At 57.2% G+C, this 13,456-nt stretch carries 24 protein-coding genes and 1 tRNA gene; 10 read left to right on the forward strand and 15 right to left on the reverse strand.

The annotated features are described in order from the left end of the window. Positions 1-421 precede the first annotated feature (421 nt). The gene (locus tag ACK509_RS07080; RefSeq protein WP_410765780.1) at positions 422-1,093 is read left to right on the forward strand and encodes a hypothetical protein; all 672 of its coding nucleotides are present in this window, start codon (positions 422-424) and stop codon (positions 1,091-1,093) included. Here ACK509_RS07080 and ACK509_RS07085 read toward each other — a convergent pair. The 6 genes from ACK509_RS07085 to ACK509_RS07110 all read right to left on the reverse strand — a co-directional run bounded on the left by ACK509_RS07085 (position 1,090) and on the right by ACK509_RS07110 (position 4,260). Continuing rightward, positions 1,090-1,947 (reverse strand): hypothetical protein, encoded by an 858-nt coding sequence (locus ACK509_RS07085; RefSeq protein ID WP_410765781.1) that lies wholly within the window; start codon positions 1,945-1,947, stop codon positions 1,090-1,092. The two genes, ACK509_RS07080 and ACK509_RS07085, sit on opposite strands and share 4 nt — an antisense overlap. 66 nt (positions 1,948-2,013) lie before the next feature. Further along, positions 2,014-2,466 carry a hypothetical protein gene (locus tag ACK509_RS07090; RefSeq protein WP_410765782.1) on the reverse strand — a complete coding sequence of 151 codons (453 nt, stop codon included), beginning with the start codon at positions 2,464-2,466 and terminating at the stop codon, positions 2,014-2,016. A 112-nt stretch (positions 2,467-2,578) separates the two neighbouring features. After that, positions 2,579-3,217, reverse strand: coding sequence for an ATP-binding protein (locus ACK509_RS07095; RefSeq protein ID WP_410765783.1), 639 nt, complete (start codon positions 3,215-3,217; stop codon positions 2,579-2,581). Next, positions 3,217-3,621, reverse strand: a complete 405-nt coding sequence (locus ACK509_RS07100; RefSeq protein ID WP_410765784.1) for a hypothetical protein — start codon at positions 3,619-3,621, stop codon at positions 3,217-3,219. The genes ACK509_RS07095 and ACK509_RS07100 overlap by 1 nt, the downstream gene beginning before the upstream one ends. After that, on the reverse strand, positions 3,614-4,054 hold the full coding sequence (locus ACK509_RS07105) for a hypothetical protein (protein ID WP_410765785.1): 441 nt from the start codon (positions 4,052-4,054) through the stop codon (positions 3,614-3,616). The genes ACK509_RS07100 and ACK509_RS07105 overlap by 8 nt, the downstream gene beginning before the upstream one ends. Then, positions 4,051-4,260, reverse strand: a complete 210-nt coding sequence (locus tag ACK509_RS07110) for a hypothetical protein (protein ID WP_410765786.1) — start codon at positions 4,258-4,260, stop codon at positions 4,051-4,053. Before ACK509_RS07110 ends, ACK509_RS07105 begins: the two co-directional genes overlap by 4 nt. A 122-nt stretch (positions 4,261-4,382) precedes the next feature. On the opposite strand from ACK509_RS07110, the gene ACK509_RS07115 reads away from it, so the two are divergent. Genes ACK509_RS07115 through ACK509_RS07155 form a run of 9 tightly spaced genes read left to right on the forward strand, consistent with a single transcriptional unit; the run spans position 4,383 to position 7,596 of the window. Then, positions 4,383-4,583, forward strand: a complete 201-nt coding sequence (locus tag ACK509_RS07115) for a sugar kinase (protein ID WP_410765787.1) — start codon at positions 4,383-4,385, stop codon at positions 4,581-4,583. A 2-nt stretch (positions 4,584-4,585) separates the two neighbouring features. Then, complete coding sequence (locus ACK509_RS07120; RefSeq protein WP_410765788.1) at positions 4,586-5,095, forward strand: hypothetical protein; 510 nt, start codon at positions 4,586-4,588, stop codon at positions 5,093-5,095. 18 nt (positions 5,096-5,113) lie between these two features. Next, the gene (locus ACK509_RS07125) at positions 5,114-5,539 is read left to right on the forward strand and encodes a hypothetical protein (RefSeq protein WP_410765789.1); all 426 of its coding nucleotides are present in this window, start codon (positions 5,114-5,116) and stop codon (positions 5,537-5,539) included. Next, entirely contained in the window at positions 5,539-5,883 is a 345-nt protein-coding gene (locus tag ACK509_RS07130; RefSeq protein ID WP_410765790.1) for a hypothetical protein, read from the forward strand. Before ACK509_RS07125 ends, ACK509_RS07130 begins: the two co-directional genes overlap by 1 nt. Then, positions 5,880-6,191 (forward strand): hypothetical protein, encoded by a 312-nt coding sequence (locus ACK509_RS07135; protein ID WP_410765791.1) that lies wholly within the window; start codon positions 5,880-5,882, stop codon positions 6,189-6,191. Before ACK509_RS07130 ends, ACK509_RS07135 begins: the two co-directional genes overlap by 4 nt. Further along, the gene (locus tag ACK509_RS07140) at positions 6,188-6,424 is read left to right on the forward strand and encodes a hypothetical protein (RefSeq protein ID WP_410765792.1); all 237 of its coding nucleotides are present in this window, start codon (positions 6,188-6,190) and stop codon (positions 6,422-6,424) included. Before ACK509_RS07135 ends, ACK509_RS07140 begins: the two co-directional genes overlap by 4 nt. Positions 6,425-6,426: 2 nt before the next feature. Next, on the forward strand, positions 6,427-6,972 hold the full coding sequence (locus tag ACK509_RS07145; RefSeq protein WP_410765793.1) for a hypothetical protein: 546 nt from the start codon (positions 6,427-6,429) through the stop codon (positions 6,970-6,972). Then, positions 6,969-7,412, forward strand: coding sequence for a hypothetical protein (locus ACK509_RS07150; protein ID WP_410765794.1), 444 nt, complete (start codon positions 6,969-6,971; stop codon positions 7,410-7,412). Before ACK509_RS07145 ends, ACK509_RS07150 begins: the two co-directional genes overlap by 4 nt. Next, positions 7,405-7,596, forward strand: coding sequence for a hypothetical protein (locus tag ACK509_RS07155; RefSeq protein ID WP_410765795.1), 192 nt, complete (start codon positions 7,405-7,407; stop codon positions 7,594-7,596). Before ACK509_RS07150 ends, ACK509_RS07155 begins: the two co-directional genes overlap by 8 nt. A 128-nt stretch (positions 7,597-7,724) precedes the next feature. On the opposite strand, the gene ACK509_RS07160 is transcribed toward ACK509_RS07155, so the two are convergent. From ACK509_RS07160 to ACK509_RS07200, 9 genes are all read right to left on the reverse strand, one after another. Beyond that, on the reverse strand, positions 7,725-8,453 hold the full coding sequence (locus ACK509_RS07160; protein WP_410765796.1) for a hypothetical protein: 729 nt from the start codon (positions 8,451-8,453) through the stop codon (positions 7,725-7,727). A 252-nt stretch (positions 8,454-8,705) separates the two neighbouring features. Continuing rightward, positions 8,706-9,371, reverse strand: a complete 666-nt coding sequence (locus tag ACK509_RS07165; protein WP_410765797.1) for a hypothetical protein — start codon at positions 9,369-9,371, stop codon at positions 8,706-8,708. After that, on the reverse strand, positions 9,368-9,553 hold the full coding sequence (locus tag ACK509_RS07170; RefSeq protein ID WP_410765798.1) for a hypothetical protein: 186 nt from the start codon (positions 9,551-9,553) through the stop codon (positions 9,368-9,370). Before ACK509_RS07170 ends, ACK509_RS07165 begins: the two co-directional genes overlap by 4 nt. Next, the gene (locus ACK509_RS07175; RefSeq protein ID WP_410765799.1) at positions 9,550-9,693 is read right to left on the reverse strand and encodes a hypothetical protein; all 144 of its coding nucleotides are present in this window, start codon (positions 9,691-9,693) and stop codon (positions 9,550-9,552) included. The genes ACK509_RS07170 and ACK509_RS07175 overlap by 4 nt, the downstream gene beginning before the upstream one ends. Positions 9,694-9,861: 168 nt before the next feature. Further along, positions 9,862-9,933, reverse strand: a tRNA-Ala gene (locus ACK509_RS07180). A 233-nt stretch (positions 9,934-10,166) separates the two neighbouring features. Beyond that, entirely contained in the window at positions 10,167-10,475 is a 309-nt protein-coding gene (rpsJ, locus tag ACK509_RS07185) for a 30S ribosomal protein S10 (RefSeq protein WP_390224694.1), read from the reverse strand. A 2-nt stretch (positions 10,476-10,477) separates the two neighbouring features. After that, positions 10,478-11,743 carry a translation elongation factor EF-1 subunit alpha gene (gene tuf / locus ACK509_RS07190; RefSeq protein ID WP_410765800.1) on the reverse strand — a complete coding sequence of 422 codons (1,266 nt, stop codon included), beginning with the start codon at positions 11,741-11,743 and terminating at the stop codon, positions 10,478-10,480. A gap of 192 nt (positions 11,744-11,935) precedes the next feature. Beyond that, on the reverse strand, positions 11,936-12,889 hold the full coding sequence (locus tag ACK509_RS07195) for a homoserine dehydrogenase (protein ID WP_410765801.1): 954 nt from the start codon (positions 12,887-12,889) through the stop codon (positions 11,936-11,938). After that, on the reverse strand, positions 12,886-13,449 hold the full coding sequence (locus ACK509_RS07200; protein ID WP_410765802.1) for an amino acid-binding protein: 564 nt from the start codon (positions 13,447-13,449) through the stop codon (positions 12,886-12,888). Before ACK509_RS07200 ends, ACK509_RS07195 begins: the two co-directional genes overlap by 4 nt. Between the last annotated feature and the right edge of the window lie 7 nt (positions 13,450-13,456).

Raw genomic sequence — 13,456 nt, forward strand, 5'->3', positions numbered from 1 at the left:
ATGAGTTGGACAAGCGTCTTCAAGACGACCGAATTCACCAGAATAAGCAGCTTCAGCAGGTTATGAACCTTCACCTATTAGTAAGTCAATGAATTATTCACTAGTGAAAGATGGCCCGCGCGAGTTTCCAGCTTGATGATAGTTTAGAAGACTATGTCGAGAGCCGATTGGTGTACGGACAGGCTAAGAGCGCGTGGTATCGCTACGCGATAAAGTCGGTTATGCAGGTGGAGGAAGTTCTCGATCAGGTATATGAGCCGTACCAGTACGACAAGCGCCAAGAACTGATCGAAGCTGCCGTAAAGAGAGAAGTTGAGCGACGAAAGCGAGAGGCTGGTGCAAATAGCGAATGACGGAGTTATTTAGTATGATAAAAACACTTTCGGAGAATTATTAAGTCAAACAATCTCCAGTTACAATTATGTTACAAATACAAATCGGGGCGATTGTACAGGGGGTGGCTGCAGCGTTCGTCCTGGTTGGGCTTCTGGTATTCTACATTGACAGGATGAGCAAGGTATCGAAGAGTCTGGAAAATATTTCAGGTTCCGTAGAGTCTGTTGAGGAAGATATCCGGAGAGTGGATCTCAAGGACATGGAAAAGACGATAACTAAGTTGGAGAGTTTCATCGAAATGCAACTTCAACAAGGGTACGGAAACGGAAATTCGATAAACGGTGGCCCAAACAGTGTTGAAACAGTATTGAAGAAGTCTGGAATAGGAGTGACAATTTCATATCTTGGTGACCCAAGTTGGCACGCGGGCCTCAACGGACGCGAAGATTACGAAGGTCCAGAGACAGTATTCAAAATTGAATTTGACGAGGAAGTGGACACAGAAGCAGTAATTGGGAGAGTTACACAGGATGAGGAGCTGATCCGTGCAGAAGATGAAATATTCGCGGAAACCGTCCCATCTAGAGTAACTGCACATTCACCATTCGTTGTTTCATCGTCAGCACCGACCGACGATCAGCAAATTATCGCAGAGTGGGTCAGTGTATTGCTGGACAGCATTGACGAACAAATCCAATTCATGAAGGAAGAACGCCTCAACTTCGACCAGATTGTTGAAGAAAATATCAATCGCTAGTCTTCTGAGATTGTAAGTTGTTTAACTTGATTGAATATTGTTTCTGAAGAGACGCGCAAGCCGCCGATTCCGTCGGGCTCCTCAATTTCAAGCGTTGCAGGCTTATCTCGTGAATCGTAGAATTTTGTTTCACCACCAACCTCATAGGTGATTTTGAAGTCACCGTATCCATTATTGCTGAGAGCGAAGCCGGAGCGAACGAATGAATTTCGAGGGTTCAGCGAGCCAGTCTCGCTTTCTGCGGCAATACTAAATTCGTCAGCACCAATCTCTCGCATTGGTTCGTCTAGCACTTTCATTTCATCGTCTCTGATTGGGTTGGTTGGAACAAGATCGAAGTCAAGTTCGTGAATTCGCTCGGCGACAGAGAGTAGTTCTTCAACCTCAATACTGTTCTTTAGCAGGCTGATCGTGATGCCTTCTGGCATCCCGTAGAAGTTCCCGTACCCTGCAGCGAAGACCTTTACAAACTGCTTGTGTCCGATGTGTTTTTTACGATTAAATGCGATGACATTCTTACTTGGATAAATGATAAAGTGAGAAACGTCTGCAATCTCTTCATTATCATCAGATTGGACGAAGTCTTTTTCATCGTCATCGAACTGCATCGGCTGATCAGTGAAGACCTTACCAAAGCGTCCAATAATCGTCTCTCCGTGTTCCTCAACTCGACCAAACCTCCATACTGCATCTTCGTCAGCATAGACAGGTTCTGTCGATTTTGTATATTTTAGCAGACGTTCTCGAATTCGGTCAACCTTGTTAAATTCTTCCGCCCCCTCAGCAAAGTCATCAAGACCCTGCAATTGATGCTTGAAACTGATACGACCAAAATAGAATTTTGTTTCATCCATAAGTGATGAATATTCAATTAGTCATATAAGTCTTTTTAGACTGACAGTACAGATTACTTACATCCGTCAGTTCAATACTGTCTGCAGGGAGGCTTTCCGCTGCTTCTCAAACTCCTCGTGGCCCGCTTCGTTCCACCCACCAGCCTCACGCACCCATGCATTCACCGTCGAGGGCTTCGCCCGTCGAATCCGTATCTCGCCTTTCTCGAAGTCGTACAGCACGAAGGCGTACCACGCAACCCCGCGAGCATCCGACGAGAGTAGTGATCGCGTCTGATCACGTCGAAGCCGGAAGCGACCTCGAGCAGGATACTTCTCGCCGATCCGCACCGACGTCGATTTGACCTCCGTCTTCGCGGCACTGTTCGGATGCACGCAATCGTACCAGTCGGCTTCGTCGGGCTTGTGGTCCAAACCGTACACCTCTGCCACCAACTGCTCGGCGAGGTAGCCTGTCTCACCGCTCTGCAGTCGCTCTTGCTGACGCCGCGAGAGGTCGCGCATTCGGACGATCTTCATCCGTCAACCCACCCCCGCTTTGCGAAGCGACCCATCCCGTAGGCCCACCCGAACGAGATAGCGAACGGAAGGCAGGAATCTACGATCGAGCGAAACAGTTCAACGTCGAAGGTCATCCGTACACCTCCTTCGTCTCTCCCCGATACACGGCACTCGGTGGCTCAGTCGGTCGGATGACGACGTATTGCCACCGATCCGAGGGTAGACCGTCGCCGTCGAGATCTTTGAGATTGTAGTAGCGGATGAACCCCCGGTGGAACGTCGAGGGCGCACCGACCCAGACGAGGTACTTGCACTGCTTGACCGGCGGATAGTAGAAGTCCTGCGGGTCCTGCGAGGCGATGACGACCTTGACGCCTTTGTCTCGGTCCTCGTGGAGCATCGCGGCCAGCGTGTTGACCTTCGCGCTGGATTCCTTCTTCGAGTCGGGGAGGTGGCGGTGTGCTTCGTCTACGACGACCTGCACGGGATAGCCGGTCTGTTCGTAGTACTCGTGCGCGATGGCGCGTACATGCTCAATCACGTCCATCGCGTCGTCGCACACCCACCGGATGCGCGAGGCGGTCGCTCGTCGAGCCTCCGCTGCGGAGTAAACCGTGGTAGCGTCCTCGAGGTCGCGCCCGGAGATGCCACCCGCGTCGGTGTCGTCTATCCAGATCGACAGGCCGGGGAACGTGTCGTGCATCTCGCGGAGGAAGGTGGTCTTTCCTGACCCAGAATCCCCGACGACCGTGACGTGATACCGGTCCATTACTGCTCTCCTGACGACACCAGCGCCGCGAGGTCGGGGTCAATGCCCTGCTCGTCGTCCTGTCCGTCCTCACGCGCCTGTTGGGTCTGTTCCACGCGCTCGCGCATGACCACGAACGTCTCCAGCGTACCAAGCCCCACGTCCACGATAGCGGGAATGCCGTCCACGTCGGCCATCTTCATCAACCCGCGAACCAGTCGCTTCGGACCACCGCGCTCCGGGTCCCACGGCGATTCCATCGCGTCGAGCGAGCGATGCGGCTCGGTCGCAAACAGAAGGTCACGGACTGTAGATGCCGACCCCATCGTTTCCTCTGCGGGTGCGCCCTCTGCAGCGGCGTGGGACGCCGCCACTGCTTCCTCTGAAGACAGCATCTCACCGGGCGACGGCGGGCCTTCAGGCATTGTAGACCTCCTTGCAGTCGGCACAGATGTAGTCGTACTCGTGCGCCCACGTCGGCAGTGCGCGGCGGTGGTCGTCTACGACACCGTAGCGGTCGCTTCCACAGTCCGGACACTCCGGTTCCTCCGGCCTTCCCCCGTCCGTGACGACTCCCTCGGCAGGCTCCGGGGCATCGAGCGCGGGATTGCCCCCGTCAGTCACAGCCTCGATAGACGGCTCAGTGTCCGGCACTTCCACGTCGGGCGATTCGTCCAGTGTCGGGGACTCAGCCTCGCGTACTGAAACTGGGTCATCGAGTGGCTGAATCATCGTGTCGTGGTCTTGGAGGTAGCACGAAGACTCGTGATTGTGGATTCCCTGTGCGCGGAAATACAGTCCACAGTGCTCACACTGCTGGTCTGTGGCTGATTTCGGTTCGTAGGTTCCGCCGCTCATGCGACAGTCCCCACCACAAAATTGAGTCCTGCAGCGATGCTCGACCCCACTGAACCAGTGGTGTGTACGATACCAGTGAGTGCGCCACACTCGCCTGCAACGCCGAGAACGAACGCATTCCTAACGAACGGTTGTGCATCCTCAGACGCCCGAAGGTAGGCGATGAGCGCCCCAAGAACGAGTGTCGGATAGCCAAGTACGGGCATGGAACATTCATCTCGACGTGACTATATGAAACGCCTACCAGTCTCAACACTCAATTATTGAGCATTGAGTGCTGTACACTGCATATTCGGCTTTTGAACACCCACCCATCAGATCGAATGCAATGCCAAAAGTTGGTGTTCCGTTCCTCGACACGGAAGTCGATACGGACGAACCCGGAGAATCGGCACAGAACCTCGGTTTCGCAACGATCGGGGTCATGCTCTTCCTCGCCGTCATGGGCGCGGGGACGTGGCTCTACGACAAGGCAAAGGAGACGACCGGCGTCGAGCAGGGGACCGGCATCCCGGTGGCAGGTGAGTAAGCGTGCCAACGCCACTCAGCTACAACACCGAACTCGCAGAGGGCGGTAACTCGCGTCCGGTCAAAGGGGCGATGTTCAAGCAGACGACCCTCCGCGCAGGCAACGATATCGTTGTCTACGAGGAGACCTGTCCCGCCGACAAGTACCTGTTCTGGGGCTTCGGCTATCGGAACAAGCAGGCGGGCAACGCCTCGCACATCTACGCCCAGCTGAAGGCGTCGGGCAACGGCACCGGTACGGCGGGTGACGCAGTCCAGGGCGACCTCGAAGCAGTTATCACCGACTCGGAAGGCCGCGATGTGCTTCACCGCTACACCATCGGCGACCTCGAAACCCTCGCCAATGCTGCAGGCGACCCGCGCACTGAGCGACCCATCATGCCCGCCCTCGCACCTATCGCACGCGAGGACCAGCGGATTCAACTCCGTGTCATCGCGGACCCTGCATCCGATGGCGTCGAGATCGACCCGAGCGCATCCAGCGCCCGTATCTACTACGGGAAGCTCGGCTAACTCGGAGGTCCCTCTTTCATGCCATCTAACGCAGACCGCAAGAGTAGCCTCCGCTTCGGCGGAAGTGTCGGCCCTGACGACGTGGAGACAGAGACGTACACCCTCCAAAACGATGCGACTGTCGAGGAGGTGGCGGTGCGAATCTACCAAGGTCCGCGCCTCGATCTCCGTGTCGTTCCGTTCATCGAGCGTGGCGAGCCGGGATACCGTGACCGAGTTCCCCTGGTCGAGCTTCGCGGGAAGGACTTCATCGACGGGGACAACGACTACTGGATCTTTCCGACGAGCGAAGCCGTCCACGAAGGCGAAGTCCTCGGCGTCGAGGTGCGCAACGTCGATGAATCGAACACCTACGACTACGCAGTGGACATGGCTATCGACCGTGCCGGAGGTGCGGCACGTCCGTTCGACTCCTTTCTCAGCCACCTACGGAGGGTGTTCTGATGGGTGTTGAGCAATTCAGTCAGGAAGTCCGTGGGTCGGGCGGTATCCTCGCTACGAGCACGCAAGGGACCGTCGAGACGGACAACTATGCCCACGGCGATGCCTTCGACTTCGACGGTTCGGCCTATCCGTACTCGCTGAATCCGGCGGAGACGATTCAGGAACTCATCATCACGACCGCAGGCGATATCGTCGCCCACATCACGACGACTGGCGGCGATACCTTCGACTTCCCTCTCGCAGGTAGCGTCGTCGCAGTCGATAAGTGGGAGATCGACACCGTGGAGTTCCGTGACCCGAACGGCACTGCAGCACGTCTCGCAGGCGGGTGGGCTGGCGAATGAGCTTCGTGAGTCCGAAGGCTGCAGGCGGCGCGATCTACAACGACGCCGAACGCCTGAAAATCGACACCGCTGCAGGCGAATCCGTCACTGTCCCCACTGGCGACAAGTGGTACATCACGTCCTGCCTGTTCGCTCAGACGACCAACTACGAGACGAGTATGAACATCAACGGAACGAGTGTCTCGGCAACGTCCTCGCGGAACCTCGATTCCGTCCCTGAACTGGAAGGGACGTGGTTGTTCGAGGGCGACCAACTGACCGAGGGTGGCGAACCCGCAATCATGATCATCCGGGGGTGGAAGCTATGACGTTCTACACGCGGAACGTCGAGGGCGTCGAACTCTGCTGGCATCCAATTGCACCCAGCGGAAGCGGCGTCACGCAGACTCGTGCGGACGAACTCGCAACGCAGGCGATGACCGAGGTTACCGGAGAGACCGTCTACCCGGTCGAACTCTCGGATTCAGAAGCCGAATCTGTCCGGTCACGGTATCAGGAACTCCTCGATGCCGAGATTGCAGCGGTTAGCGGAGGTAACTAGCGATGCTCATCACACCAGACGATATCGAAGGCGGCAGTAGCACAGACGTTGGTTCGGTTTTGGACGACCCTGCAGTGACGTGGGGATCGTCGTCCAGCAGCGACGATGATGACGACGACCGGCAGACCTACGACGATCTCGTTTCCGACGACGACCTGAACGACTCGGAATCTGGGATGCCGGGTGCAGGAACGCCGACGAACGATATCGTCAGTCCTGACCCGAACGAGAACAGCGACGGCGACGAGGTGACGATCAACCCAGACGGTTCGGCTTCAGTCGATACCGACCGGACGAATCGAACCGTCGATGAGATTCGGCAGAACGTCTCGGACCTGCTCGGCGGAAGCACGCCGTCGTCCTCGGTGGGCGAACTCGGTAACGTCCAGGAGGCGATCCGTGACCTCCGCGAAGACCTCGCGGGAATGGGTGAGGTGCAACCCGGTTCGCAGGGTGGTTTCGGAGCCGCTACCCTTGGGGTTGTGGCTGTCTTCATCGCCCTTCTCGTTGGACTACTCGGGATGCTCGGCGGTGGTGACTCACGTTGAGCGTCTTCGGTTCCATCGCGGGCGGTCTCGACCATCTCGCCGGTTCGGTAGACGAATCCATCGGTCGGCAGTTTGACGACGAGGTTGGCGGCGGCTTCGCCGACGTTGGACGAACGGGCGAAGGAAACGACTCGGAGACGGACACCTACCACAATCGGTTCCTCAGGGGCGACTTCGCTCGCTCGGCCTACGACGCGGTGATGGAGTACGACGGCACGCTGAACGGCAGGGAGGATTCTATCGACCTGTTCGGCCCCGGACTGTGGGGTTCGGAAGGCAGTGTTGTCGATGTAGTCGCCGAACGCGAGGGTGAGACGCACAGTGCCGCCGAGACGAAGACGAAAATCCTGCTCATCGCGGTTGGGTCACTGGTCGTTCTCTATCTCGTCTCCCCGCTGCTCGAATTGGGAGTGGCAGTCGCAGGTGGTGACAATGAGTGAACTACTCGACCTGCTGCTGAAGACGACCGATCCAGTAGTCTCGCTGCTCTTGATCATGCTTGCAGGGTATATCCGCGAGGTGAAGGCGACGATTCAGGATGATCTTCGGGCTGTTCGCTCGCGCATTGGGCGACTGGAGAACGTGTATATTCCCGATGGTGGTGAGGTCGTGGACGATGATTGAGGGTTTGACGCAGACAGTAGAATTACCATTGTGGCTGGTACTTACCTTGGCAGGCTACCATCGAATATTTGCAGTGGCTCGTGAAAGAGGACAAAACAGATAGTTGAGACAATTGAATTTTTGGGACTTTATTCATTATTTTCTGAATCAGATTCAATAGAGTCAAACACTTCATCAATAGACTGTTGAGGTACAATGAATTCGTCCCTATCAACATCATATAACGTGGTACTCTCTGAGAAAGTAGGAACCTTGGTTTTTGAATGACGACTTTTTGTAGATGATTGTTTAATTTCTTTCTCAACCCCTTCGACACGGTTATTTAAGGATCCAATTCTTTCTAAGATCTCTACAAGGCTCTTCTCAACTGGATCATCGCTCTCACGCCAAGATTTCATATCTGCCGCACGAGATATGGGATTCTCAATCTCAGAGTCGTCCTGTTCTATTGCTTCAATCTGTGCTTTTATTTTTTCAGAAGCTCGGTCTGCGTCTCGGACATCAAAATCATAATGAATGGTACGCACTTCCGAGATGTCGAATGGAATACTTTGAGATGAATCGATTAATTGAATAAAGGGTTTGCCCGTAGCATGGCGGAGTGCCAATTCGTAGAAGACGTTTGGATTATGGTCTGTTAGGTCTGCGATTACAAGTTCACTTTCGATTACTTTCTCAATAATCTGTGTCGTGATATTACCCGGTTCTGGCATTTCATCGGCTCTATTTGTGGTATACCCGAATTCTTCAACTGCTTTGTTGATAATATACTCCATGAGTTTATCGGCATCATCTCGTGTTTCACTCCCTTCATCACCAATTGGGCAAATGACAAAACACTCTTTATCTCCACTCATTCTTAATGCCTGATTGGTTTCAAACGGGTTTAAATTAGCGGAGGGTAGTCGTTAGTCCCAATAGAGAACCCGCCAAGCGACTTGTTGGCGGCCTCGAAGCCACCAAGCACCCAGAAAACCCGCACCGACAACGCTCCGACGACGCTCCGACCGACGTACCTACGACTAATGAATAGTTGCTTACGAGAGGCTGTACTGCTGTATTCTTAGTTATTGAATCGGTGGTGGACGATCCGACGTGTGTTTCATCGGCTATCGACCCCCGTCACTCTTGGAGTCACCAACAAGTCGCTTGGCGAGGTCACTCCGACCCACAGAACGCTCGACCGTCCGAACGAGCGACCCGCCGAGAAGTTCGGGGTTCACCGTGAGCCGCTTTTCGTCGCCCGAGTCATCGACGTGGAACGCCTCGAAGGTCGAGACGAGTTCTTTCCACGCATCGTCCACAGACTGCCAGTGAAGGTCGTGCTGTGGTCGAGCCATCGCTTGGACCTCTGAGTTCGACACGGACCCGATACGGTCTGCTCGCTTCCCTGCGGCGTTGCGTGCGCCCGCGTTCTTCCCCTTCGCAGTCTGGACGATAACCTCGTCTCGGGCGATGCGCATTGCGACCTCCTTCTTCGACGGGCCACCGTCCGGGCGGCGTCCGTCGTCGATCTGCTTGCTCATCGCCAGTGCGTCCTGCGCGACCTGCTCGGCACGCTTTCGTGCTTCCCGTTCCTGTTCCAGTTCGCTTTCGAGGCGGTCGAGACGGTCGATGATGCGACCGGCGGCGTCGAGTGGGGTTAGCTCCGCATCCATCCGCTCGTCTTCGTCAGGGACGGCGAGCGTGTTGAGAAGCTTCCTGAACGCGACGACTTCGAGGTGGTCGAGAGACGGACCTGCGGGCTGTCCAGCCGAGGGTTCGTCCGTGCTCATGCCGAACCACCGACCTCAGATGCCTTCGAGAACTCCAGTTCTCCGTCAGAGATAGTCGTCGTCTCGTGACCCGTCTCGTCTGCGTGCGCGTCTGCAACGAGATCGGCGGCCATCCAGTCGTTCGCCCGGACGTGCCAACCACAGCGGAGACACTTCGCGTGTAGTCGCTCGCTGGAACTCATCGGGGATCGACCTCCTCAACGTAGGCGCGGTGGCCTGCACTGTCGGCGTGGAAGTCTGCGAGGTTCTGTGCCGTGTGCTTCGAGTCGATTGGCTCCGGCATCTCGGCGTCGCAGTCGTGGCACTTCGGGAGGTAGCTCATGCCGCAAATCCCTCCGTGAAATGGACCAACTGCGAGAACCCGGACTTGGTAGAAACAGGAACTCGATTTTTGAAATCTGTTTTTTGCGGGTGCTGTTCGGTGAACGATGCGGCTACAGGCCGAGAGACGGATGTTTCTCGGACCTTCAGAACGTTGTGAAAACGGCGATGGACTCGCCGGGATTTGAACCCGGGGCCTCTTCCTTGCGAAGGAAGCGATCTGCCACTGATCTACGAGCCCTCATTCCCACGGAGTCGTGGGATGCATTTATACCCTCTGTTTCAACCCATCGCAATCGCACGATGGCAGTACAGGGGCGCTGTCTCGGCGTGTCGAAGAGTGTGAGATGACACGCGCCTTAGCGCTGTAACCAGCTCGGAGGCAGAGTCCTCCGGACGCGCGCCTCGACAGCCGCAAATGATAGCACGGAGCTATCAGGACGGTGTGTCCGAAATGTCGGACAGAACCGTTGCTTAGTCCTCGAGGACGATCTCGATACTGACGTCGTTGGGAACCTGAACGCGCATCAGCTGGCGCAGAGCGCGTTCATCAGCGTCGAGGTCGATGAGGCGCTTGTGGACGCGCATCTCCCAGTGTTCCCACGTCGCGGTCCCCTCGCCGTCAGGCGATTTGCGGGTAGGGACTTCGAGCGTCTTCGTGGGCAGCGGAATCGGCCCGCTGAGGTTGACGCCCGTCTTGTTTGCGATCTCGCGAACGTCGTCGCAGATCTCGTCGAGGTCTTCCGGGCTCGTGCCGGCGAGCCGAACGCGTGCCTGTTGCATCGTTATCGCTCGTTGACTTCGAGCACTTTGCCGGCCGCGATGGTCTGACCCATGTCACGGACAGCGAAGCTGCCGAGTTCCGGAATCTCGCCAGACGGCTCGATGCTGAGCGGCTTCTGCGGACGGACCGTCACGATTGCAGCGTCGCCCGACTTGATGAAGTCAGGGTTCTCTTCTGCGACCTCACCCGATGCGGGGTCGAGCTTCTGGTCGATGGACTCGATGGTACACGCGACCTGCGCCGTGTGGGCGTGGAAGACCGGCGTGTAGCCAGCGGTGATGACCGAAGGGTGCTGCATGACAACGACCTGTGCCTTGAAGGTCTCGGCGACCTTTGGCGGGTCGTCAGCCGGGCCACAAACGTCGCCGCGGCGGATGTCGTCCTTGCCGACGCCACGAACGTTGAAACCAACGTTGTCACCAGGACCGGCCTGGGGAACTTCTTCGTGGTGCATCTCGACGGTCTTCACTTCGCCGCCAACGTCAGACGGCTGGAAGGAGACGTTGTCGCCAGCGCTCATCGTACCGGTTTCGATACGTCCGACAGGGACGGTACCGATACCCGAGATGGTGTAAACGTCCTGGATAGGCAGGCGCAGCGGCGCGTCCGTCGGTGGCTGCGGTGCTGGCAGGTTGTTGAGTGCTTCGAGGAGGATGTCTCCGTCGTACCAGGAGGTGTTCTCGGAGCGCTCTGCGATGTTGTCGCCCTCGAATGCCGAGATTGGGACGAACGTCGCGTTGTCTGCGTCGAAGCGGACCTGCTTGAGGAGCTTCGAGACCTGTTCTTTGACCTCGTTGTAGGAGTCTTCGCTGTAGTCAACGACGTCCATCTTGTTGACGCCGATGATGAGTTCGCCGATACCGAGGGTACGGGCGAGGAAGACGTGCTCGCGGGTCTGAGGTGCAACACCGTCGTCAGCTGCGACGACGAGAACTGCGTTGTCAGCCTGCGAGGCACCGGTGATCATGTTCTTGACGAAGTCGCGGTGACCGGGACAGTCGACAATGGTGAAGTAGAACTCGTCAGTGTCGAATTCCTGGTGGGCGATGTCGATAGTGACACCGCGCTCGCGCTCTTCTGCGAGGTTGTCCATGACGTAGGCGAATTCGAATCCGCCCTTGCCTTTCTCCTCGGCCTCTTCTCGGTGCTGCTCGATAACGTGTTCCGGGACGGAACCGGTCTCGAACAGGAGTCGGCCGACGAGCGTACTCTTACCGTGGTCGACGTGGCCGATGATGGCCAAGTTCTGGTGGGGTTTGTCGCTCATTGGTATGTTCACGCGCTAAGGCGCTCTGTGGGGGATGTTTTTGCTGAAACCCCTAAAACGATTTCGATACGCACTACAGGCCGTCTAAGCGCCGTACTGCGATTTGCCGAACCATACCATGGGTCAGAGTGTCAAGAAATGGCGCCCGATCTAATTGTCGCAAAAAGCTCGGTCTCGAGGCCTCAAACGCGGTTATTCTAATCGAGAGACGTCCGAAAGAACCGCGGTTGCCGTCTCTGGACCACCCGCACCACGACCGCTGACGTTCAATTGGCCTGCGTGTGTGGTCTCAAGTTGCACGATATTCTGTGTGCCAGTGACGGCCAAGGCAGAGCCGGTCGGAACGAGACGCGGCGCGACGCGCACACCCGACGGGGTCGCCTCGCCGATGAGCCGAACCGTCCGCCCGTCTTCTGCGGCAAGGTCGAGTGCCGTGCCGGGAACGTTTCGAATTCCTTCGACGTCGGCGTCGTCGAGGCGGTATTCGGCATCTCCATCACTCAGAACGTTTGCGAGGATGACGAACTTCAGCGCCGCGTCGATGCCGTCAACGTCGAACGTCGGGTCGGCTTCCGCGACACCAAGGTCCTGAGCCTCGGCGAGAACGTGTTCGTAGTCGAGTCCCTCCGCGGCCATGCGCGAGAGGATGAAGTTGGCCGTCCCGTTCAACACGCCGCGCGCGGCCGTAACCTGTGACGGGCCGAGGTCCGCAATCGTCGAGAGGATAGGAATTGCACCACCGACCGCGGCCTCGAACTGGACGCGACCTTTGCTCTGTGCTTCGAGCGCGCGCAGGTCGCCGTAGCGTTCTGCGACCGGCCCTTTGTTGGCGAGGACGACGTGCTTGTCCGCTTCGAGCGCGCGCTCGACGTGCGAGAAGCCCGGCTCTGCGTCACCGAGCGTCGTCGGCGTCGCTTCGACTAACACGTCGTAGTCGCTGTCGAACAGCACTGAGGCGTCGTCAGGGCCGACGACGCCCTCCTGTGCTTTCCGTTCGAGAACGCGCTGTGGATTCAGTCCATCGGGGTCCGAGACCGAGGAGGACGAGTCTGCGAACGAGACGACTTCGTGGCCGTACTCGCCCGCGAGTTCGAGGACCGAACTGCCGACTGCACCCGCACCGAGGACCGCGAGTCGAAGGCTCATGCGGTCTCCTCCGTGAGCGGTTCGATGACGTGCAGGTCTTTTTCGACCGCGATGTCGCGAACGACCGAGAGTACCACCTCAGACTTCCCAGAGCGCGTCGCAAGCCGCAGGCGCGCACTGGAGTGTTCTTGCGTCCCCGAGGGAGCCGACAGCGACAAATCCGTCACCGTGGCGTCTGCGGCCTCCTCGACGCGATGAAGCGTATCAGAGAGGTCCGAATCGACGAGGTCACCGACGAGCAGCAAGATGAGTTCCTCGCCGAAGTGTTCGGCATCCGCGCGGATGACGTTGATGCCAGCGTCGCGGACCGCATCGACAATCGTCTCGAACCGCGCGGGCAGACATTCGAGGTCCACTTCGACCGGGATGTGGCCGCGCGGCGTGAGGTTTCCTCGTTCGTGGAAAATCGAGAGGAGGTTACCACCGTTGTCGGCGATGGGTTTGAGCGCATCGAGCAACTGGCCGGGTTCGTCGACCAGTTCGAGTCGGATGGTGTGTGCCTGTGGCAGTTCGCCACCATCGGTCTCGGTTTCCTCTTGCTCGACGTCTTGGGCGCTCATCTGACCA

Source organism: Haloferax sp. DFSO60 (assembly GCF_046557615.1).
GTDB lineage: Archaea > Halobacteriota > Halobacteria > Halobacteriales > Haloferacaceae > Haloferax.

Coding starts and splice junctions, on each gene's coding strand:
- ACK509_RS07080 (WP_410765780.1), top strand. CDS start 422: ATGTTACAAATACAAATCGGGGCGATTGTACAGGGGGTGGCTGCAGCG.
- ACK509_RS07085 (WP_410765781.1), bottom strand. CDS start 1,947: ATGGATGAAACAAAATTCTATTTTGGTCGTATCAGTTTCAAGCATCAA.
- ACK509_RS07090 (WP_410765782.1), bottom strand. CDS start 2,466: ATGAAGATCGTCCGAATGCGCGACCTCTCGCGGCGTCAGCAAGAGCGA.
- ACK509_RS07095 (WP_410765783.1), bottom strand. CDS start 3,217: ATGGACCGGTATCACGTCACGGTCGTCGGGGATTCTGGGTCAGGAAAG.
- ACK509_RS07100 (WP_410765784.1), bottom strand. CDS start 3,621: ATGCCTGAAGGCCCGCCGTCGCCCGGTGAGATGCTGTCTTCAGAGGAA.
- ACK509_RS07105 (WP_410765785.1), bottom strand. CDS start 4,054: ATGAGCGGCGGAACCTACGAACCGAAATCAGCCACAGACCAGCAGTGT.
- ACK509_RS07110 (WP_410765786.1), bottom strand. CDS start 4,260: ATGCCCGTACTTGGCTATCCGACACTCGTTCTTGGGGCGCTCATCGCC.
- ACK509_RS07115 (WP_410765787.1), top strand. CDS start 4,383: ATGCCAAAAGTTGGTGTTCCGTTCCTCGACACGGAAGTCGATACGGAC.
- ACK509_RS07125 (WP_410765789.1), top strand. CDS start 5,114: ATGCCATCTAACGCAGACCGCAAGAGTAGCCTCCGCTTCGGCGGAAGT.
- ACK509_RS07130 (WP_410765790.1), top strand. CDS start 5,539: ATGGGTGTTGAGCAATTCAGTCAGGAAGTCCGTGGGTCGGGCGGTATC.
- ACK509_RS07135 (WP_410765791.1), top strand. CDS start 5,880: ATGAGCTTCGTGAGTCCGAAGGCTGCAGGCGGCGCGATCTACAACGAC.
- ACK509_RS07140 (WP_410765792.1), top strand. CDS start 6,188: ATGACGTTCTACACGCGGAACGTCGAGGGCGTCGAACTCTGCTGGCAT.
- ACK509_RS07145 (WP_410765793.1), top strand. CDS start 6,427: ATGCTCATCACACCAGACGATATCGAAGGCGGCAGTAGCACAGACGTT.
- ACK509_RS07155 (WP_410765795.1), top strand. CDS start 7,405: ATGAGTGAACTACTCGACCTGCTGCTGAAGACGACCGATCCAGTAGTC.
- ACK509_RS07160 (WP_410765796.1), bottom strand. CDS start 8,453: ATGAGTGGAGATAAAGAGTGTTTTGTCATTTGCCCAATTGGTGATGAA.
- ACK509_RS07165 (WP_410765797.1), bottom strand. CDS start 9,371: ATGAGCACGGACGAACCCTCGGCTGGACAGCCCGCAGGTCCGTCTCTC.
- ACK509_RS07170 (WP_410765798.1), bottom strand. CDS start 9,553: ATGAGTTCCAGCGAGCGACTACACGCGAAGTGTCTCCGCTGTGGTTGG.
- ACK509_RS07175 (WP_410765799.1), bottom strand. CDS start 9,693: ATGAGCTACCTCCCGAAGTGCCACGACTGCGACGCCGAGATGCCGGAG.
- rpsJ (WP_390224694.1), bottom strand. CDS start 10,475: ATGCAACAGGCACGCGTTCGGCTCGCCGGCACGAGCCCGGAAGACCTC.
- tuf (WP_410765800.1), bottom strand. CDS start 11,743: ATGAGCGACAAACCCCACCAGAACTTGGCCATCATCGGCCACGTCGAC.
- ACK509_RS07195 (WP_410765801.1), bottom strand. CDS start 12,889: ATGAGCCTTCGACTCGCGGTCCTCGGTGCGGGTGCAGTCGGCAGTTCG.
- ACK509_RS07200 (WP_410765802.1), bottom strand. CDS start 13,449: ATGAGCGCCCAAGACGTCGAGCAAGAGGAAACCGAGACCGATGGTGGC.